At 33.0% G+C, this 23,831-nt stretch carries 9 protein-coding genes; all 9 read left to right on the top strand.

Annotation, left to right across the window (positions count from 1 at the left end; translation table 11 throughout):
* Position 1 precedes the first annotated feature (1 nt).
* The 9 genes from brxC (at position 2) to BLP77_RS04425 (ending at position 23,649) form a co-directional block, all read left to right on the top strand.
* Positions 2-3,565, top strand: coding sequence for a BREX system P-loop protein BrxC (gene brxC, locus BLP77_RS04470; RefSeq protein ID WP_093855906.1), 3,564 nt, complete (start codon positions 2-4; stop codon positions 3,563-3,565).
* A 47-nt stretch (positions 3,566-3,612) separates the two neighbouring features.
* The gene (gene pglX, locus BLP77_RS04465; RefSeq protein ID WP_093855905.1) at positions 3,613-7,092 is read left to right on the top strand and encodes a BREX-1 system adenine-specific DNA-methyltransferase PglX; all 3,480 of its coding nucleotides are present in this window, start codon (positions 3,613-3,615) and stop codon (positions 7,090-7,092) included.
* Positions 7,093-7,142: 50 nt separating this feature from the next.
* On the top strand, positions 7,143-9,638 hold the full coding sequence (gene pglZ, locus BLP77_RS04460; RefSeq protein WP_093855904.1) for a BREX-1 system phosphatase PglZ type A: 2,496 nt from the start codon (positions 7,143-7,145) through the stop codon (positions 9,636-9,638).
* Between the two features lie 26 nt (positions 9,639-9,664).
* Complete coding sequence (locus BLP77_RS04455; RefSeq protein WP_093855903.1) at positions 9,665-12,844, top strand: DEAD/DEAH box helicase; 3,180 nt, start codon at positions 9,665-9,667, stop codon at positions 12,842-12,844.
* A gap of 26 nt (positions 12,845-12,870) precedes the next feature.
* Positions 12,871-14,652 (top strand): DUF262 domain-containing protein, encoded by a 1,782-nt coding sequence (locus tag BLP77_RS04450; protein ID WP_093855902.1) that lies wholly within the window; start codon positions 12,871-12,873, stop codon positions 14,650-14,652.
* 143 nt (positions 14,653-14,795) lie between these two features.
* Positions 14,796-19,535: an AAA domain-containing protein gene (locus BLP77_RS04445; RefSeq protein WP_093855901.1), complete on the top strand. Its 4,740-nt coding sequence runs from the start codon at positions 14,796-14,798 to the stop codon at positions 19,533-19,535.
* 115 nt (positions 19,536-19,650) lie between these two features.
* A complete protein-coding gene (locus tag BLP77_RS04440) occupies positions 19,651-20,538 on the top strand; it encodes a helix-turn-helix domain-containing protein (protein ID WP_245686802.1) in 888 nt (295 codons plus the stop codon).
* 442 nt (positions 20,539-20,980) lie between these two features.
* Positions 20,981-22,438 carry a hypothetical protein gene (locus BLP77_RS04435; protein ID WP_093855900.1) on the top strand — a complete coding sequence of 486 codons (1,458 nt, stop codon included), beginning with the start codon at positions 20,981-20,983 and terminating at the stop codon, positions 22,436-22,438.
* Positions 22,439-23,082: 644 nt separating this feature from the next.
* On the top strand, positions 23,083-23,649 hold the full coding sequence (locus BLP77_RS04425; protein WP_093855898.1) for a hypothetical protein: 567 nt from the start codon (positions 23,083-23,085) through the stop codon (positions 23,647-23,649).
* Positions 23,650-23,831 lie beyond the last annotated feature (182 nt).

Raw genomic sequence — 23,831 nt, 5'->3', positions numbered from 1 at the left:
CATGCAAATTAAAGATTTATTTAAGAAAGATATATTTCGTCCCATAAATAACGTTGTTCAGGCAGAACAAACGGAAGATGACGTAGTCAAAACAGAACTAGATGAGTATGTGTTAACAGAAGAAAGTGAACATTATTTAGAACGTTTTTATCAAAATTATTTAGCTGTTTATAATCAGCCATCCACAAAAGTAGGGGTTTGGATTTCGGGTTTCTTTGGATCTGGTAAATCACATTTCTTAAAAATCCTATCATATTTATTACATAATCAAACTATTGCAGGTAGAACTCCGGCTGATTATTTCCAGGATAAAACGGACAACCAAGAGTTACTCAATATGATGCAACAAGTATCAGAGAAAAAGTCAGATGCTTTATTATTCAATATTGATTCACGTTCAACTTCTTCATCAAAAGATTCGGAAAAAGAACGAATTATCGAAGTGTTTCTACGAGTGTTTAATAACCATTTAGGTTATTCAGATACACTTTGGGTGGCAGAAATGGAACGTCAGTTAGATGAAGATGGTAAGTACGAAGAATTTAAGCAAGCCATCTATGATCAAAACGGTAAGGCTTGGGAAGAATTTCGTTTGAAGATTTTATTGCGGAAGAAAAAAGTCATTAAAGCTCTAGAATCCGTTGGTTATGATCAAGACACAGCTGAAACATTCTTTGCGATGAGTAGAGAGTGGTTTTCGATTGATGCTCAACGTGTTGCGGAACTCGTAGCTGATTATTGTAAAAAACAAGGCCCAGATTACCGTCTTGTGTTCTTAGCAGATGAAATTGGACAGTATATCGGTAACAACACAAGCCTAATGCTTAATCTACAGACGATTACTGAAAAATTAGGTGATCTCTGCAAAGGTCAGGCATGGGTCATTGTGACATCACAAGAAAAATTAGAATCGACTGTGTCAGACCTCGACAGTACAAAAGACTTCTCAAAAATCCAAGGTCGTTTTGAGACAAAGATTAACTTATCGAGTGCCAATACAGATGAAGTTATTAAAAAACGTCTCCTAGAGAAAAAGGAAGTGGGTGAGGAAACATTAAAATCTATCCACGACCAAGAAGGTAAACTCATTCATAACAGATTGTCCTTCGATACTAAGAACACACAACTTCGTTCGGGCTATCGAAGTATCGATGAGTTTGTGTCCTTCTATCCGTTTGTTCCTTATCAGATTGAATTATTACAAATGATTTTCACCAAAATTCGTAACCTAGGTGAAGGTGGACAACATACATCTCGTGGGGAACGTTCATTGCTTAAAGCGTTCCAAGAAGCGGCTCAATTAAATGCAGATGAAAATGTTGACAATATGGTTACGATGGCTGAATTTTACCCTTCCATCCGTGACTACTTAGAATCATCGATTACTGGTACCATTGCACGTGCTCAAGACCGTGCTAGAAACCAAGAGGGGCTAGAAGAGTATGATGTGAAAGTCTTACAAGTCCTTTATTTAATCAAAGGGATTGATGAAATCAAATCAACACCTAGTAACATTGCGACACTTATGGTTGAAACGATTTACGACGAACGTCAGCCATTAGAATACAAAATTAAGGAATCACTAAATCGTCTGCAAACAGCTATGTTCATTGAACAACATGCGGATGGCTCTTATTCCTTCCTTTCAGACGAGGAACAGGAAATCAATAGAGAAATACTAGGAGAAGAGCATAATTCCGCAGCAGTTAAAGAACGCCTAGGAGATTTGTTTTTCAACACAATGTACCGTCATCCTAAGTATGAATACAAACATAATGAACAAACGAAACATTTTGATTACAATAAACGATTCGATAGTTATGTCAAAGGTCAAATGAACCATGAGATAACTATGCAAGTGTTTACCGAAGGAATGACTGATTCAGAAGCAGCTCTTCAAGCAAATTCAGGTCACTTAATCATTCTCTTGGATAAAGAATATGTTGCAGAAGCTGAGAGAGCACTGGCTTATATTCAAAAGGTACATAGTTACGTGCGACGTAAACAATCCAATACTACAACACAACAGCAAAAACGTATTTACGAAACAAAACTGACTGAGATTGAAGAGTATGATCAAAAAGCCCAAGAATTGTTAATGAAAGCTTGTCAAAACGCAGAATTTTACATTCAGGGTCAACGTCGTGACTTTAGTGGCAATTTTGAAAGTAAAGTTGATCAAGCAATGGATATGTTAATTCGTAGCACGTTTACGAAATTTCATTATATAGAAGAACCGATTTCGTTTAAAAATAGTAAAAACGAATGGGAACAAGTTGCAGAAAATTTAGGTCAGCAAAGCTTATTCAGTGATTTAAACAAGAATGCGATAGATGAAGTCAAGCATTTTATAGAAGAATTGGAACGTTCGCATGACAAAAGAACATTAAAACAGGTTGTTCAAAAATACAAAGCAGTTCCATATGGGTGGGAAGAACAGGACACCATCGGCATATTAATGGGATTAATGAATGCTGGAAAAGTTCGCTTTACCTATGCAGGAGAACCATTTAATCCTAATTCCAGTAAATTCTATGATCGATTAGAAAAAGTATCTGAACGTGACCGAATTGTCGTTTTACCAATCGTAGAGATGGACAGCCAAATCAAACAAGACTTGATTGCATTAGTCCGTGATTTCTTCTCGATTACACAAACATATGACACTTATGAAGCTTATGAAGAAATTATACGAGAAAAGGTTAAAGAAGAATTTGTAAATCCAATTGAAGAAATTAGAAGCAGACGACGTCAACAAGATCCATCAAGTGGATATTTATATCCTGGTGAAAAGGATATTAACAGAGTCTCAAATGACACACAAAAACTACTTGCCATTCGTGACCCAGAAGAACTCTGCCAAACATTTATTCAATATGAAGATGATATTGAAGAATGGTACGACGTATTAGAAAAGCTACAAGGCTTTTATAACGGTAATCCTATAAACAATTTTGACAAAGCTGTTCAAGCACTCAAAGAACATCAACATGACTTAGAAATCATTCATAACGAAGAATTAGACGACATCACGCAACGCATAAAACAAATTTTACTGCAGGAAGAACCAACAAAAGATATTAGCCGTTTGCCAGAGCTAACTAATGACCTTCAGAATCTCATACAAGAAGAAACTGACAAACAAAAACAAGCAGTATTAGTTCAATCCGATAAATCAATTGAAGCAATTGAAGAATTACTGGATCAGTATTCTCAACATGAAACGATTGTAGATTATATTCAGACTAGAAAAGAACAAGCCAAACAAATTTACGATAAGATCAAAGAAAGCGAACGGATCTCTAGTGCACGTATTAACCAACAACAACTTATCGACATTGTTGATTCAGCAAAATCAAAAGCACGTAACATGCTAAATGAACTAAGGGAAGAATCAGATACGGTTAAAAGAGAACCTAAAACAATCACAGAGCAAGAGTTGTATAACTCCTTTTTTAGTCAAGTCAATACAATTGAATCTGAAGAAGATTTAGAACGTGCCATTGAATCATTGAAGAGAAGTTTGATTAAAGAATTACAAACTCATTATTTTGTTAAATCATAAACACGGGGCAGAGAACAATCTGCTCCTCTACATATAGGGGTGAAACAATGAATAAGGCAGAACTTAAGAAGTTTGCTGTTGAAGCTAGACGAGATTTAATTGATAAAGTGTCATTGAAAGCTGAACAATATGGAATTACCAAAGACAATCAAGAAGTAAATATTGAAGAAAACTATGGACAATTAATCGTTAATGGTAAGACCTTCCCAATAGAAATGAAACATGCTGTTCATACGTTACAACAACGATTGAATCAGGTGGGATATGATCAGCTCATTGAAGAAGTGGCTTACACTTGGTTTAACCGAATTATTGCGATTCGTTACATGGAGGTCAATAACTATTTACCTGATCGGGTCAACGTATTATCGAGTAGTACAGGTAAAAATGAACCTGATATTTTACTTCAATATGAAACAATGAACTTAGACGTAGATCGTGAACAAATAAATGAATGGCTACAAAAAGGTGATAATGAACAAGCTTATCGCACCCTATTTATTGCACAATGTAATGCTCTAAATCAATTGCTACCTTTCTTATTTGAGAAAATTGAAGATTATACCGAATTATTATTACCTGACTATCTATTAGACCAGGAATCCATCATTCGTAAAATGGTTAACAATCTGTCTGATGAAAACTTTTATCAAATACAGGAAGATGGTTCCCGAAAAGACAATGTAGAAGTGTTAGGCTGGCTTTATCAATATTACATGTCAGAAAAGAAAGAGCAAGTTGGCGGATTACGAAACAATGCAGTGAAAAAAGAAGACCTGCCTGTCGTCACGCAATTATTCACACCAAAATGGATTGTACAGTATATGGTACAAAACTCATTAGGGAAATTATACGATGAAAAGTATCAAAATAATCACTTGGCTCAGCATTGGGAGTACTACTTAAAACACGAAGAAAATCATCATCTATACCCAGAATTTGATTCATTAGAAGAACTTAAAATCATGGATCCAGCATGTGGGTCAGGTCACATATTACTTTATGCCTTTGATATGTTATATGACATTTATGAAGAAGCTGGATATCTACCCAGAGAAATACCACAGTTAATTCTAGAAAAAAACTTGTACGGGTTGGACATTGATAAACGTGCTCAACAAATTGCGAACTTTGCATTATTAATGAAAGCTGCTGAAAAACAACCACGCTTCATCTCAAGATTAAGTCGTAAAGGGAAAAGTCCAAATTTAAATGTATATGAAATTGTGGATACTGATGAAACATTATCTGAAGAGGCAATAAATTATTTTACAGATGATGGCACTGAAAAATCGTTAATTAACGAATTACTAAATCAATTTGAAAACGGAAAACAGTTCGGTTCATTAATAAATCCAATTGAAATACCTTATGAAAAATTAATTGATCGTATATATGATCTAGTGAATAAAAAAAATGATTTAATTGATGAATCTTATTTTAATGAATTAAAAGACAAATTATTGCCTGTTCTGGAACAAGCATTGCTGTTATATCAAAAGTATGATGTGGTTGTGACAAACCCACCTTATCATAATAAATATAACCCACTATTAAAGAAGTTTATGAATAAGGAATACAAAGATTACAAAAGTGATTTATATTCAGCTTTTATATATAAAACAAGTCAAATGGCAAAAGAAAATGGATATTCTGCATTAATGACTCCTTATACATGGATGTTTATATCATCTCATGAAAGACTACGAAATTATATACTTTCTAACCATAGTATTGCCAGTTTAGTACAAATGGAATACTCATCTTTCAAAGAAGCAACTGTTCCTATATGTTCATTTGTTATACAAAATCAACATTTACATTCCAAAGGTGAATATTTAACGCTTAGGGAGTTTAAGGGAGAGTTAATACAACCTATTAAGGTTAAAGAAGCAGTAAAAAGTAAAGATGTAAAGTATAGATATAATTTTGACTGTAATGAGTTTCAGTATATTCCATCAACACCAATTACGTTTTGGTTAAATAAAAAAATTGCAGACCTTTATAAAGAGGTTGAACTTCTTAAGGATCATACAATTTCTGATGGACAAATAATTACAGGTAATAATGATAAGTATTTGAGGTTTATATGGGAAGTCCCGTATGACAATATTAATGATAAATGGACTATTCATTTAAAGGGTGGAAGTTCAAGGAAATGGTTTGGAAATGTTGAACACGTTATTGATTGGAGTCCTGAGGCATTAAATCATTATAAGAAAGATAAGATTGCTAGGCTTATACCCAAGTATTTATGGTTTAAAGAAGGTATTTCATGGACGATGATTTCATCAACTAGTAATAAAACCTTTAGATATGTTGAAGAAGGATATACTTCTAACAAAGCGGCTCCAACAATTTTTTTTAATAGCAGTAGTGATTTATTCTACATTTTGGGATTTCTTAATACAAAAGTCGCAAATGATATTTTAGGAATTTTAAATAATACATTAAATTTAAATGTGTTTGACATAAGAAATTTGCCATATATTGATGCGGACTCTGAACAAAAAAATAGGGTCATTAGATTAGTTAAAAAAGCTATTGAAGTTTCAAAGGAGGAATGGAATTCATATGAAACCTCCATCGATTTCTCAAAGCACCCTTTTTTAATTAATGAAAATCAAAATTTAAATAAAATTAATGATGCATTTGAAAAATGGGAAAAGGGTCTGGATGAGAAAGTTCAAAATTTGCTTGAATACGAGATACAATTAAATGAAATTTTTACTAGTATTTATAATTTAGAGAATGATTTAAATATAACCTTAACAGAAGATGATATAACCTTAAGAAAAGCTGATCGAACTAGAGAAGCTAAATCATTTCTTTCATATTTTATTGGTTGTCTAATGGGTCGTTACTCCTTAGATGTTGAAGGCATCGCTTATGCAGGTGGTAAGTTTGATGATTCAAAGTATGAATCATTTAAACCAAACCCAGAAGGTCTTATTCAACTGACTGATGACCATTACTTTGATAACGATATTATTTTACGTTTAAGAGGGTTTTTATCTGTAGCATTTAGTCCAGAAACTGTTGATGAGAATATGCGTTGGTTAGCTGATTCATTAAACATGAAGAAAAATGAATCGTCTGAGGAGCGGTTGCGTCGTTATTTCTTAGATGAGTTTTTCAAAGATCATTGTAAAACTTATCAAAAACGTCCAATTTATTGGTTGGTTGAATCTGGTAAACAAAAGGGGTTACGAACACTCATCTATATGCATCGCTATCAACCAGATACGATGGCAACGATTCGTTTTGAGCATTTACAAGAGATACAATCGAAGTATCAAAACGAAATTAATATGATTGATACACGTTTAGCTAATCCTAGTTTATCTGCAACGGATAGACGTAGTCTGGAAAAAGCGAAAACCGATTATCAAAAGAAGCTAGATGAACTTCAAGAATTTGATAAGCATTTAGCGACATATGCTAATGAACAAATTGACATTGACTTAGACGATGGTGTCAAAGTTAATTATGCCAAATTTGATAAAGTGCTATCTAAGATTAAATAACAAGAAAGAGGGAGTTTCCCTCTTTCTCTTTACATAATGAGGTGAAAGCCGTGAATGTGATTGAGAAGTTACAGGATAAAATACAACAAGAAAAGGCCAACAAAGAACGAGCGATTGTTTTTTGGTATGACCCACAGAAACAAGTAAACGTAGATGAACTAGAAGCTCAGTTAGCTGATATTGAGGTTAGACACTTGACCGACAGTAACTTTTTTCAATTGAAAGTGGAAATTGAACTTGAGCGAAAATCCGATTCATTCTTATTATATTCTGATGCACCGAGACCTAATGATAAAGACAATATGTTATTGGATGTATTATCGTATAATGCTGAATTTAAGGCAGATGAAACAGCCATTTTATCTGAAGACTTACAAGTATCTGATCATGTTTTACGTCCAATGATGGAACAGTATCCTTTATTTTTTGATAGCCAAGAGCGTAAAAGAAAGTTGGGGAAAGTGTTACGTGAAGAAGCTGATGACTATCAGTTTGAACTGAGTATGTTGGCAGTATTAGTCAAGGCAACTGTACCTGATGTAAGAGTCATTGCACGTCAGTTACTTATGAATGGTTTAAATACCCAAGATAAGGAATATATGAAAAAGCTGAAGCGTAATTTTTCGTTAGAACGCACCTTTGAAATCATTGGTCGTTATTTTGGTGTGTCATTGGATTCTTCGGAAGAACCACTCGTTGAGCTATTAAACGTATTAATTTATCAACATTTTGAAAGGCATGCTAACTTTACGGTGGAGCAATGGGACAGACAATGGACATCGTCTTCTCCTAACGTCTGTGCACTATTCGTTGAAGAATGGTTACAACATAGTGATTGTGAAGTACTAGAAGAACAAATTAAAGAATGGGAAAAGGTAAATCAAGTAAGGGAACAGTTAGCTGATCAAGATATTGAGAACTATAAGCTCGCTGAAACTTTTCCTGTTATTGATGCACTTATCATTGAGAAGTGTATTGATGAACTTTATCATCAAACGATAGATGTTGATGAGCGTTTATCGTTGATAGATCAGCGACTAAAAACTCATTGGGGCTCAAAGGGTAAACTAAACTCTCTATATGAAACGTTATATGAAGCCGTTCGAATGGAGAAGTTGAAAACTGTTGTTCAACGATTGCATCAAGAGCCGGACTTTTACGAAAGTTATGCTAAGCATCTATATGAAGTTGATCAGACTTATCGTCATTTTATGCATCAATTTGTACACCTTGAAACAAAAGACATGCTTGAGGAAATTGCTAGTCGTTTAACTAACTGGTATGAAAATGAGTATTTACGCCGAATCGCAGAAGAGATGAATTTCAAGTTAGAAGATGGTTATATCTCGAAATTGATGCCACAACGAACGTTTTTTGCGAAGAAGATTCGTCCTATTTTGGAAAAAGAAAATACTAGAGTGTTTGTCATTATTTCAGATGCACTTCGCTATGAAGCGGGTTATGAGCTTCATGAACAATTATCAGAGCGTGAGAATGGAACATCGAACATTGAACCAATGGCAGCGAGTTATCCCACTTATACGCAATTAGGCATGGCTTCATTATTACCACATCGTGAGCTTGAAGCTGATGAAAAAGGTGTAGTTTATGCTGACGGAAACTCTACAAAAGGAATGGGTAGTCGTCTTAAAATATTGCGGTCAACAGAACCTCAAACAGAAGTTTTAAAATTAAAAGATCTGTTAAATATGAAATCAAGTGAAGCAGAGAAGTTATTAAGAAGAAAGCGGTTAGTTTATTTATATCATGATCGTATTGATGCACATGGCGACTCAAATAAAACAGAACATGAAACTTACGAAGCTGTTCAAAATGCTATTGAAGATTTAAATTATGCGGTTGGTCGATTATCAGGACTTCAAGCGAAACGAATCTTTATAACAGCAGATCATGGCTTTTTATTTCAGTTTAAACAAATTGAAGAGCATGGAAAGATTCCGGCTGTTGATGGAAAGGTTATAGACGGCAGTCGTCGTTTTGCAATTGGTCATGAATTGTCTGTACCTGAAGGAGCGATTATGTTAACGGAGCGTCAGTCGCCCTTAAAAAATGTTGAGTCCGTTCTTGCGAAGAGTCTAAACCGATTTAAAACAGGTGGTGGTCTTCAGTTTATACATGGAGGGGCATTACCACAAGAAGCGGTTGTTCCGTTAATCGAGTATCGACGTATAGATAAAGCGCAGCCAGTTGAATTAGCTGTTGCGATGATTAATAAGGTCATTACGAATTATCGTGTTCCGATTTCATTTTATCAGGAGCAAAGTGTTTCCGATGAATATACGTCACGTAAAATTCGTGCTGCTTTTTATCAAGGTGAGGAACGCATATCAAATGAAGTGGAGCTTGTGTTTGACCTAAAAGGTGAAAACCGAGAGCGTAACAGAAAAGTTGAATTCAATTTAATTGAAAAACATTATAAAATCGGTGAAACATGTAAGCTAAAAATCGAAACAGTAACGAATAAAGGTAATGTACCATACTTAGAAGAAGAATTTGTTTTACGTTTATATGAAGCGTTGTATTAAGTTGAGAAGGAAAAGAAGGTGTTATCGTGCTTAAAAAAGGTGAAATTGTTGGAGCTTCGTTTTGGCCTGAACCCGTTCAAATCAAACATATTGAAAATGTTGATGATGACTTATTTTTGATCGAAGCAGTAGGACGAGAGTCGAATCAATTCTTTGAGAATTATTTAGAGAAATACCAATTACAAGAAATTGAGCATTATTCTGAAGATAAAGCGTCCGATCTATTAAAACATCGCTTCCAACATTACCTGCAGTATCATGTGTTAAGAACTGAAAAGGAATATTCACATTCTCGTGTTCGCGGAAATAAGAGTTTAATTCCATTGCCACACCAAATAGAAGCGGTTTATAGCAAGATGTTACAAGCACCACAAGTTCGTTATCTTTTAGCAGACGATCCAGGTGCTGGTAAAACTATAATGTCTGGAATGCTCATCCGTGAATTAAAAGCACGTAACATGATTCGAAAAACATTAATACTCGTTCCACCTGTCGTGTTAAAACAATGGCAAGCGGAGTTAAAAGAGAAGTTTGATGAAGACTTTGTTATTATCACTCGTGATTACTTGAAAGCGTCAGGTGAGATTAATCCGTTTGATATGCATCAACAAGTCATTGCATCAATGTATTGGGCATCTCGTGAAGATATTAAAAACATGATCTTGAATGCTCATTTTGATCTAGTCATTGTGGATGAAGCACATAAAATGGCGGCTTATACGGTTGGTCAGAAGAAAAGAAAAGTGAAGAGAACCAAGATGTTCCAGTTAGGCGAGAATTTATTAAGACATTCAGAGCATTGTCTTTTATTAACGGCAACGCCCCATAAAGGTGATAAAGAAAATTTTCGGCATTTAATGAGTCTGGTAGATCATGATATTTTTTCCCAACTGAATCGTGGAGATCAGATATTGGAGAAAAGTAACCCTTATGTTATTCGCCGTTTAAAAGAAAATATGGTTAATTTTGATGGAACACCGTTGTTTCCAAAACGAACAACTAAAACGTTAGGCTTTAACTTAAGTCCTGCTGAGATTGACTTGTATGAAGCTGTAACAGATTATGTCAGACATTATTTTAATCGCGCCCAGCAAAATAACAAACCGAATGTTGCCTTTGCCATGATGATCTTGCAAAGAAGATTAAGTTCATCAGTCGAAGCGATTTATTTATCGCTAGTACGCCGTAAAGAACGGTTGCAAAAAGTGCTAGAAACAGGGCAAAAAGTGCAACAAATGATGATGGACTATGAAGATTATGAAGACAGTTCTTTAGAGGAACAGGAGCTATTTGAAGCATACGCTGAAGGCGAGTTTGAAGAACTTGATTTTGATGAATTACAAGCCGAAATTGAAATGTTAGATCAGCTCATTCGTAAAGCCAATGTGATTAGGCAAAATCATGAAGAACGTAAATTTCAAGAGCTTGAAAAAACGTTGTTTGGTGCTGGTGGATTGTTAGATCAAGGTGAAAAAATATTAATTTTTACAGAATCAAAGGATACGCTTAACTATTTAGAAAAGAAATTAAAAGCTTATGTTCCTGAAGTAGCGAAAATCGTTGGGGACTTTTCAATGGACAGACGACAAGAGGAAGTCGAAAAATTTCGAAATGATGTCCAAATTATGATAGCTACTGATGCTGGTGGAGAATCAATCAACCTACAATTTTGTAATCAAATGGTGAACTATGATATCCCCTGGAATCCGAACCGTTTAGAGCAACGAATGGGTCGTATTCACCGTATAGGACAGAAGAATGAAGTGTTTGTTTTTAATTTAGTTGCCACAAATACTCGCGAAGGTGATGTGCTAACTCGCTTATTAACTAAAATGGAACAGATGCGTGAAGATCTTGGACAAGATTTAGTCTATGACTTCGTAGGCGAAGTTCTTGAAGACCGTCAAGCGGATTTATCTTCAGTCATGGAACAGGCGATTACAGGACGTGAAGATTTAGATGAAGTGATTGAACACATGGAAAAGACATTATCGGAAGAACATAAACGTTTACTGGAGCTCGCTCAGAATGAACGCTTAGATGATCAATTTGACTTACCAGGTGCGAAGCGATCGTTTGATGAAGTTTCCATTCACAGTATTCCGAATCGCTTTTATGGAAAGTTCGTAGTTGATAGCCTGCAAAATACTAGAACAAGGATGAGTATGTCTGCTGATCAATCTATAGTACGTATTGACCGTTTTCCTAAACGTATCAGAGATTTTGCGCGTGACCAAAAACTTATGTTTAATTTCGATGAATCTATTCGGTTTGCATTAACAACATCAAAAGAATCTGACTCATTATCAATGGTTGAAAATGATAATGCACTATTTAGTTTAGTAATGAAACTGACAGCAAAAGAAATGCAACAATCTGTTCTACCATTATATGAAGTTCAAGCATCCATTCCAGAAGTGATGACTATGGAATTGAATCAGATGACAATTGTTGATGGTAATGGAAGAGAACTTGAACAAAAATTAATGTTAACAGGAAGACGTGCGAATGGTGAATTTATTCAACTATCGCCTTACCTAATTTTTAATCAAACACTAGACGTTATAAACACATATGACAATGAAGAACAAAATATTAAACGTCATGTCATCGATCACGCAAGAAAACTACTCAAAACCATTCAACGAAAACGAGAAGACTATGCTAATCGAAAACGAGTTTTCTTAAGGAAGTCATTTGAAGATCAAATGGAAACGTTACAAGAACGCTTGAAGAAATATCAAGAAGGAAATGTTGAAGGAAAGAATAGTGCTTTAATTAACCAAACATATGCTCAAATTGATGAAATGGAAGACCGAAGCAAAGAACGATTATCTGAAATTGACCGTGAACGATCCATTCAATTAAAGCCTGTTAAACGAGTAGCCCAATTTAAAGTTAAGCCAAATGGCGTAGGTAATGGCCGAGTTGTACCTGAAGACTATTTAAATTTAATTGAAGATTATGAATTGAATCATGGAAGAATGAACGTTAGAACACAACCAGCATTCGGTTTGGTTGATTTCATCAGTGAGGAAGCAGATGGTGAAAGTCGTTTAATAGTGGTCACAGATGATATTCATTCATTTAAAGAGCAATTAATTGAAGAAGATTATGAGCCGATTAAGAGTCGTGTGTATGTGTATGAAATATTAGGAACAGACGTCACAGAACATCACATGGAGCAAGGGCTATTATTGATATAAAAAAAGATTATGAGGGGAAAGGTATTATGAAAATCACGCCAACTACTTTAACGATTAATCAGTTATTAAGTAGTACTAATGAACAATTTGTTATTCCGGCCTACCAACGAAGATATTCTTGGGGTGAAAAACAATGGGCTGATTTATTTCATGATATTAGACTGTTAAACCAAAACGACAGTCATTTATTAGGTAATATATTATGTTTAGTTTCGGATCACTCTATTGGTATTAATGCGTTAGAGCTAGTCGATGGCCAACAAAGAACAACCACATTGACAATATTAATAAAAGCTTTGTCAGACAAATTTAAGGAAATGAATAACGATGAACTGCATAAAGAGATGGAATCCATGCTTACTTGTAAAGGGTTTGATAGAGTACCAAAAAGGAAATTAACTTTGGGTGATCTTGATGATCCTGATTTCGTGAAGTTTCTAGAAAACCATGATATTGAGTCTTTGAATAATAAAAGGTTTATTGAAGCTTATAATTTCTTTAAAAGTGAATTAAATAATTTCTCCGAAAGGGAGTTATTTGAGTTTGTCCATAAATTAAAGAGCAATACTTTTGTTATTCGGTTAGATGTAGCCAATGCGAAAGATGCTTATAAGTTATTTGAGACCATTAACAATCGAGGCCTTAAATTAAGTCCAACCGATATTATTAAAAATTTCGTCTTAGGTCATGCATCTTTAATTGATGAAAATACCTTAGATAAGGTAAAAGATTATTGGACTAAGATGATAATTAATCTTGATGGAATAAATACAGATGATTTCTTTAGACAATGTTTATCGTATGTATTAAAGAAAAAAATTACGAGATCCAATATTATTCCTGAATTCAAGAAGTTATACTTTAGTACGGTTTTGGAAGCAGAGGACTTAAATGAATTTACTGAATATGAAGACCCTTCACATGATACAGACGATGATGTATCAGAAGATGTAAATGTTGATGTAGAGGAAGAAGACTCTAACAATATCAACGGACACCAGAAAATTACAATCATAGATTTTGCTCAACGACTTCGGAATGCCTCGAACATTTATAGACAAATAAGAAATCAGGCGTTTAAAAATAAAGTATTTAATAGACATTTAAGAAATTTAGTGAAAATAAAGTCATTCCCATCAAATATATTTCTTTTAGATTTATTTCAACGAAACGTCCATGATAAAGAAAAAATTCAAATTCTGAAACTTATAGAAACATTCATGTTAAGAAGACACGTGTGTGAATACAGAACTGGTGAATTGGATACTATTTTTGCAAATTTAGTACATGTACAAAATGAAAATATAAGTTCGAATGTAAAAGAGAAACTTTCTAAACATTTACCAAGCGATAATGAATTTAGAGACAAGTTCTCAAACAATAGTTTCAATAATAATGAAGGAAGAGCAAAATATGTTCTTGAACAAATCGAGTATGATTTAATAAACGATCAGGGTGAATATACTTTAAATGCTGGTAATGAACTACACTTAGAGCACATCATTCCACAAAAGATAACGACTAAAAAATCCAAACGGGAATTTGGTGATTGGGAGAGTTACTTAGGAAAGCATGCAAAGGACTTACACAGAGATTATGTGAACAGAATCGGTAACCTTACACTTCTAGCCCAATCGTTAAATATTAGTGCATCAAATAATCCTTTTAAAGCAAAGGTTGAGGAGTATAAGAAGTCTAATATTCATATCACGAAAAACATTGCAGAATATAGTGAGTTTAAGTTTGATCAAGTTTTAGAGAGGTCTAAACAGTTATGTGAAAAAGTAGTTGAATTATGGAAATTCTAACTGAAGAAAGTGAGCTGAAGATTCTAGTATCTTTAGCTCTATTTTTTAAAATTAATATTCCATTGATTAAATTATAAATTTTAAAGTATAAGTTAATTATTGTAAGATAAGATTACAATAGTTGGGTTTAAAGAGGTGATTTTGTGCAAACCAGTAGTATCCCTAAAGAAAAAAGATTTTACGAATATCTACTAGAGTTAACAAAACTAACTGGTAAAGTTATAAGAGACTTCAGGGGGTTCGAAAAACATTGGAACCCTAATGAATTAAAGGAAATAGAAGGTTGTAATGTTGATAATGAATTGGATGATCAAGACACATTTTTGGAAATACATAAGCCCAAAATTCGAAGAGAAGAGGAAATTCCTCCTTACCCTAATGAGACAATTAAAAAATGGTTGGATTTTAATTTAAACAATGAAAATACGATTCCCAATCATGAAGGTCAGAAAAGATATTTAAATGAGCATGGTGAAGAAATAATAGAAAAATTTGAAGATGATGAAGAAAGAGTAAAATTATATCATTATTTTATCAGTAAATGGAAAGAATGGGCAGAAAATCTAAAAGAGAAAAAGAAACTAGAAAAATTATATAATGAATTTTTTGATTTAGTCTCTCGTTTTGATCGTGAAGGTGAATCGCTTGAATTGGTATTTGGTAGAGGTATCTTAACTTGGAAACATCCAGATAAAAAAATAGGGCTTATTCGCTCCCCTTTAATTACTCAAAAATTAGAGTTGGATTTAGACGCAGAGAAGGGAATAATTACAGCAAGTAGAATCGATGAGATGAATAATGTGGAACGTGAAATGTTATCTGGTGTTAGTTTGCCGAACAAAAACAGGGTTGATGAAATATTAAATAGTTTAAAAACATTCGATATAAAAGATGATATCTCTGATTTACTTACTCAATTAGTTCATACGATTGACGCAAACGGAGAATATAAAGAGTTTAATGAAGATATGGAAATTCGTAATACACCAATTATTTATGATGATACTGTTTTTATTTTTAGAGTTAAAAATACTCGTGTATTACGTGACGACCTAGAAAACATAATTGAACAAATCGATTCAGGCAAACTAGAAATGAATGAAGCTGTGAAGTCAATATTAGGTGATAAGGTTGAGCAAAAAGTAATTAATGATGCAGATTCAAATAATAACCATGTAAATAAATTCACTAAAAATCAATTGTTTTTCCCGCTAGAATACAATGAGCAACAAAAAGAAATTGTTAAAAGAATTGAAAGAAACTATGGTGTAACTGTGCAAGGCCCACCTGGAACAGGAAAAACACATACAATCGCTAATTTAGTTTCTCACTTCTTGGCAGAAGGAAAAAGGGTACTAATCACAAGTCAAAAAGAAAGCCCACTAAGAGTGCTGAAAAGTAAAATACCAAAAGAAATTCAAGATCTATGTGTTCCAGTTTTAGGTGGTGGAAGAGATTCTTTACAAGAAATAGAGAAGTCAATAAATACAATTAGCGAAAAACTTGGAGAATTAGACACTGATAAATTAAATAAGAATGTTAATTTAAGTCTTAAAGAGCTTGACGAAAGTAAGCGAAAAGAAGCTAAGCTTATCAATCAATTGAAGGATTACACGGAAAAAGAAGGTACTGTTCTCAAGTATAAAGGTGAAGAATTATTTAAATATGATGTTGCAAAACAGCTATCTGATTCAGATGTTAATTATGAATGGATATTAGATGAAATAGAAATGGAATCTGAGTTTCCAATGAACGAAGTTGAGCTTAAAGAACTTTGGAATTTAAGGAATCGATTAAATGCTATTGATTTAAAATTATATACCACAACTCTTCCGAAAATTGATGTTGATCTAAAAAACGAAAAAGCCTTTAAGGAATTTATTGATGATGGTGAACAATTAGCAAAAGGTAAGGACGAAGGTTATAAACAGTTGGAAGCTTATCAATTACCTGATCAAATATCTGCAGTAGACGAATATATTCAATCTCTTGAAAGCATTTTAAACTTTAAACACATTATCCAGGATGATGGATATAAATCTGTATTAAATGATTTAAGAGCTGGGGGAATTAGAGAAGAGCGTTGGATAGATTTGGTGAATGTCATGGAAGATAATTGTAATCAATTGTTTCACTATTATAATAAATTAGTAACTCATACCGTGAATTTACCTGATAAAGATCTCAATGAATTAAAAAATGATATTACAGTTGCAAAAGAACGACTCGAAAGTGGCAAAAAACCAAATCTCACATTTTTCCTTTTTAAAGGTAAACAAACTAAATATTTATTTGAAGATTCTGTATTAAATGATAAACCATTATCAACATTAGATGATTTTGTACCAATAGAAGATTATATTAAATTTCAAGAATTGAAGGCAGAAACAGCAAGAATTTTTAACGGAAATATGTCAGAAATTAATCATCCTAATATTGAACAAAATGAAACGCGTTTTCCTCATATCCTTGAAGACCGATTAACTGAATTAAAAACCGTTATAAAAGTTTTTGAAATAATGAATGATTTAGAAGATAAGCTTTCAATTAATCATGTTGATTTGTATTCAATTGACGAGGTTAATTCTTTGTTAATAAATGTAAAGCAAGCAAAAACATATTTGGAGTATAAAAAATGGTTTGAACAATATCAAAAAGAATTATCTAATCTAAAATCGTTTGGCGAAAAAGGCAATTCCCATTCAATTATCTATGAAATGATTGAGGCTTTTGAAAATCAAGATTCTGTTAAATGGGATAGTTTATTAAGTCAGCTGTTAGAATTATATGAAACGAAAAAAGATGTTCACAAGTTTTATGAGTTATTAACTAAAATGAATGATATTTTACCTTTGACTAAAAAGTCTATCGAAATGTCAGTCGGAGAAGTGTGGGAGTATCCTGAAAACTTTTTAAAATCATTTGAACTAAAAAAATTAAGAACATGGCTTGATCAGACTAAAGATATTAATGCTTCTAAATTAAGAAAATTAATTGATAAAGAGAAGAATAAACAAAGAGAATTAATTCGAGATATTGTAAAAGATTCAACATGGAAGAATCAGATAGAACGAATTTCTGATAAAGAAAAAAGGGCCTTATCTTCATGGAAATCCTACATTAGGCGTTTTGGTAAGGGAACAGGTAAGTATGCAAGACAATACTTAAATAGCGCTAGAGAGTCAATGAAAGATGCTCAGAGTGCTATTCCGGTGTGGATTATGCCAACGACACAAGTCCTTGAGAACTTTCCGATTACTAACGATAAGTTTGACGTTGTTATTTTTGATGAAAGCAGTCAGTGTGACATTTTTTCAGCAAATGTACTTTTAAGAGGGAAAAAGATGATAGTTGTAGGTGACGATGAACAAATAAGTCCACAAGCTATTGGTGTCAAACAAGATGATGTCAATGAACTAGTTAATCGTTATTTGCCTGATATTCCAAATTCAGATCTATTTGACGGGAATATATCCTTATATGAAATTGCTGAACAGACATTTCCTAAAGAAGGAAAATTAATGCTTAGAGAACACTTTAGGTGTGTACCAGAAATTATTCAATTTTCTAATGACCTTAGCTATGGTGGAGAAATGATACCGTTAAGATTACCTTTAGAAGAAGAAAAAATAGATCCACCAGTGATGGCAGTTAAAGTTGAAGATGGATATAACGATGAAAAAGATAAAGATATTAATGAACCTGAAGCGGAATCAATAGCTAACGATATTTTTGAAGTCGTTCATGATCCAAATTATAACGGTCAGACAATTGGTGTTATAACCTTACAAGGAAATAAACAGCATAAACTTTTAGAGACTTTAATTCGAGATAAAATTGGTGATGCTGAATATGTCGCTCGAAAAATCATCTGTGGAAACCCATATGATTTACAAGGGGATGAGCGTGACATTGTATTCCTTTCAATGGTTGTGGCACCTAATAGAAACTTCAGACAACTTACAAAATCGAGTGAAAAACAACCTTATAATGTTGCTGCAAGTCGCGCTAAAAATCAAATGCGATTGTATCACTCAGTTGATACAAATGAGTTAAACAATACTGATTATAGATACTCATTATTAAGCTATTGTAAAAATCCGACTAGGGTTAATGAAGAAGTTGAAGATCTAGAACATTTATGTGAATCACCTTTTGAATTAGATGTATTGAGGATGATTTTAGCTAAAGGTTATAAAGTAACTCCACAAGTTAAAGTTGGAGGATATCGTATTGATTTTGTTATTGAAGGTATTCGTGACAGACTTGCGATTGAATGTGATGGTGAGAAATGGCACGGGCCTGAAAAGTTTGAGGAAGATATACAACGACAAGAATCATTAGAAAGAGCCGGTTGGAAGTTCTGGCGTATTCGAGGTAGAGAATTTTACTTTAACAGAAAGAAAGCAATGGAAAGTCTTTGGTTGACATTAGATGAATTGGGAATTGAGCCAAACTTATCTAAAGCTAACGCTGAGGAAAAAAATGAAACCCAAGTTAGGAATTCTAATCAACAGGATAATTTTGAAGATGATAAGGATTTAATAAAACCTTTTACTAACGATAATATTAGAACTGATAGTCAATTAAAGTTATTTGTAGATGAAACAGACGGTATTCAACAAATGAATTTATTTGAGAAAGAAAGTGTTAAAAATTCAAGTGTTGAATCAAATGACTGGTTAATTGAGCATTTAGCAAATAAAGGGTTAAGTGTAGTTGATAAGCGTGATAAAGGTGGAAGTTTATGGGTTGTTGGTGGAAATGAGTTAAAACCAATTTTTAAAGAACTAGCAAATGAAGAAATTTATTTCCAATACGCACCTAATGGAAGCCGTTCTACTAAGAAGCAACCTGGTTGGTATACACAATACGGTAAATAACATAATTATTGAGTCCTGATTTTATTATCAGGACTCTTTTTTTGGAGGAATTTAACAATTAATGTCGAAATATATAATTGGATTAATTTAACATAGTTTATTTGGAGGTATTCAGTTGAATAACACTAAAGATAAATATTTATCGTCTACTAATCTATCTAAAGAGATGAATATAAGTACTAAAGAAATGTTTGAACGGTTACTAAGAAATAATTGGATTGATCGAGTTGATCAACAGTGGGTGCTTACAGAGAAAGGTAAAGAAAAAGGTGGTCAAGTAAAATCTAGAGGAGATCGTCAATGGATTGCATGGCCAGCATCCGTCATGGATGATTCAGAACTTAAAGAGAACAACATTAAAGAAAAGTATTTATCTACAACTAAATTAGCTGAAGAATTTGATGTATCGAGATTAAGGATTAATCCTATACTTTCAGAACTAGGATGGATTGAAAAAGATAGAAAAGGCTGGATCACAACAAAACTAGGTGAAAGCCTTGGAGGTAAGCAACTTGAACATAATAAAACAGGTGTACCTTATGTCAAATGGCCTGAAACTATCCTAAAAAATAAACGTCTTGTGGAAACTATTGAAGAAATAAAAGAAGGAAGCCCGGAGGTACAAATAAGCTCCAACGAGGAAGTTGGTTTTAGAGAAAAGTTTATTGCAAAACACAGAGCTGCTGATGGTCATTTTGTAAGATCCAAAGCGGAAATGCTAATCGATAATTGGTTGTATATGTCAGAGATTGCTCATGCTTATGAAAGAAGGCTTCCAATTGAAGAAGAAGTCTACTCTGATTTTTATTTACCAGTCGGCAAGGTTTATATTGAATACTGGGGATATGAGAATGATCCCAAATACATACAACGTAAAGAAACTAAATTGGAAATATACAAAAAATACGAATTTAATTTAATAGAACTTAATGATGCTGATATTCAAAATCTAGATGATGTTTTGCCAAAGAAGTTATTGAAATTTGGGATTCAAAGTTATTAATAGATTTAATGAGAAAATGATATTAAAAAATGGTGGTGAAATTAGCAGGTAATAATGACGAACTTATATCGATTTGGAGAAAAAAGAATTACACCGACTGTATCGCACCGAAGCAATATCAACCTCAACCCAATGAACAAATAATTGAGTAAGCGACTGAAGATTTTGTGAAAGCTATTGCTTGGGGCGAATTCAATTGATGTTAATGTTTATTTATCTCTAACTGTGGTTTTTGCATCTTTTGCTGAAGGGGTGGCAAAGCACAACTCAGTTGGGTTATTAGATTTAAAGAAACTGGTTGTACTCACAAATGTCGAATGATGTAAGGCTTCTTTTTAATATATCCAAAAGAATTGTTGACAGGTGTCTGATAATTTGTGATTAAATTTTATCGGATAACAAAACAAGTTTGAGTAGGCAAAACTTAACTGGAGGGATGTAATTGAAAATTAATGATTTATTTAATTTAGAGAAAGATCAAAGACAACTAGATTTTATAAATATTGATGTTGATCAAGATTTGCCATTATTTTTAGATCCGTATTTTTTGTCAACCAATAATGATTTTTGGTCAATCTCTGCATATAAAACAATTCAGAACTATTTTCAAACCGTAATTAGTTTGTTAAAAGAAGGGAACTATGATCAAGCTAAGAGATTATTCCAATACTTAAGTGAGCCTAATGAAACATGTTTAGGAGTTTCCACCGGCAATCCACAAGGTAGAGGTGTAGGAACTGATGAAGCTACAAGAATATTTGAACATATAATTAATAGTAGAGCAGTAGAATCTGGTATAGTAGGACACCTTGAAGATGTTCCGATTTTTGTAGAGAATATTGGGAAAGATAAAATCTCAGACTTAACCACTAATGTTATAAGAAAACATCTAATCGAATATACTCAGAATCAATGCCAGCTACATGGTATTGAGCTTACTCAAGATGTACCATCGGGTTATTATTGGAACGATCAATCTCTTTCTTGGGAAAATACCCATACTGAAATGTTAGTTATAAAAGGCAAGAAAATACTCTTAGTTCCAAAGGGTGTTGTTTCTTTTAGTATTAGATATACACCTGAAAGATACTGTGATCACTTTGTATTAAACTTTCTTCAAAACGAACATGTTCGCTTAAGAACATCATTAATAAGAGTAGAGAAATTAAAAAGCGGTGAAGTAAAAATTCATCCACCCTCAAAAAAGAAATTAAAAGAAACAGAAAACGCCAATAGCAAGGAATACTTGAGGGAATTTACTAAAGAGCACCCTGAAGTTTACCAAAGGTTTAGAGAAAGCATTAAGAATGAAATGGATCCTTTAAGTAATACTCAAGTAGAAGAGGATTTAATAGATTTAGAATCATTTGTTAATCAAATGAAAGATGAATTAAGCAATATTCCTTCAGGGACAAAAAATGCAAATAAGTTTCATGACCATATTGTGGGTGTACTAGCATTCTTATTTTATCCACAATTAATTTGTCCAGTTAAAGAGCAGGAAATTCATGAAGGTAGAAAAAGAATTGATATAACATTTGATAATGCAGCAAGAGAAGGTTTTTTTCACCAATTGCACGATGTTAAAAAGATACCTTCCCAATATATTTTTGTTGAATGCAAAAATTATTCTTCGGAAATAACAAATCCAGAATTGGATCAATTATCAGGAAGGTTTTCTGTCAACAGAGGAATGGCTGGATTCCTTGTTTGTAGACATATAGAGAATAAAGACCTGTTTATTAAAAGATGTACTGACACATATAAGGATAATAGAGGACTAATTATTCCAATAGATGATACAGATTTACAGAGCATGTTAAGTAAAATGAAAGACAATGGACATAGAGCTGTCGATAGTTTTCTAAACGATAGAGTTAGGGAGATTATTTTAAAATAAAGTTGCTCAACATAAATGTCTGATTGAATCAATTTAATACTAGAACTGAAGACAAATATTTTTAATATCTATAGGATTTATTAAGCTTAATTTGGGTTAGTGAACGCTTCCAAATCCAACCTATTATCATAAGTTGGTGTACAACAATTGATTAAACTTCATAAGTATAAAGGAAATAAAATAAAAACGGAAATATTTTAAGAAATAATTTATTTATTAGGTAGGCGTAGATTTTCACTTAAGATACTATACTTTTCTAGTGCATCACCGGCAACATCTTTAATTATAATCAGATTCACGAGTTTTTTAAACTATTTTTACTAGTAACTAAGGTATTTTGTCTAGTAAATAGAATAGCGTTGGAGGTAAAATTGATGCAAAATAAGATAATTAAAACACTTATTTCAAAGAAATATTTACTTATTACGATAATCCAAATGTATGGTTCTATTAGACGAAATATACTTTCATATAAGTTATTTTCGTTTAATGAAATAACAACTATATTAGAAACAAAAAATAAATTGCTTAATAAACGGCGAGGGTTGGTTGGTAATTACACTGATAAGCATTGCCCCTCCTATATTTTACATGCAGATAACTCGTAAGATAATCTTCTTGGAAAATGATAAGGAGTGAAAAAAGTGAAACTAAAACTCGCATTTATACCAAGGACAGCTATTGGGCAAAATTTGAGAGCAAAACCCGAATGGGAAATATTACGAAAAAAAGTTTATGATATATATAATAACCAATGTCAAATTTGCAGGAAACAAGATTGTATGCTAGATGCCCATGAAGTATGGGAATGGGATGAAGAAAAACATATCCAAAAGCTTGTTAATATAATAGGGATATGCAGATTGTGCCATGATACAATTCATTTTAATATAGCTGAAAAAAATGGTAGGGCAAATGAAGCTGAGGAGCATTATATAAAAGTTAACAATTGTGATTACAAGGAATTTAAACAAAAACTTGATGAAGCTAGGGTAGTTTATCAAAGAAGAAGTAGAATAAATAAATGGAAGTTAGATACATCTTTGATTATCCAAAAGCAATGGATAAGAAGAATATTTCATCCGGAGGAACACATATTGTCAGACATTGACCAACAAAAAAGATGTGAAGCTTGCGGTGAATTCTATCATATAGAAGCTATTTTAAATAATAAATGTTTTAACTGTACAGAAGACAATGATTCATTTTAGTTTAATCGAAAGAAAAAGAGTCTGACCCCAGTATCCAGGAGAAATTTACGGGGTAGAACATTACGATATGATAATAATGTTTAATTTAACCATAGGGTGGCTCTCCTATATATTACCTATCGAAGCAGAAGAACCACCCACATGCTTCAAATGAGGTACATTGATAATAAAAGGGAGTCACT

The sequence above is a fragment of the Tenuibacillus multivorans genome (genome assembly GCF_900103915.1).
Classification (GTDB): Bacteria; Bacillota; Bacilli; order Bacillales; family Alkalibacillaceae; genus Tenuibacillus; species Tenuibacillus multivorans.
This window is presented reverse-complemented; position numbering and strand designations above follow the sequence as displayed.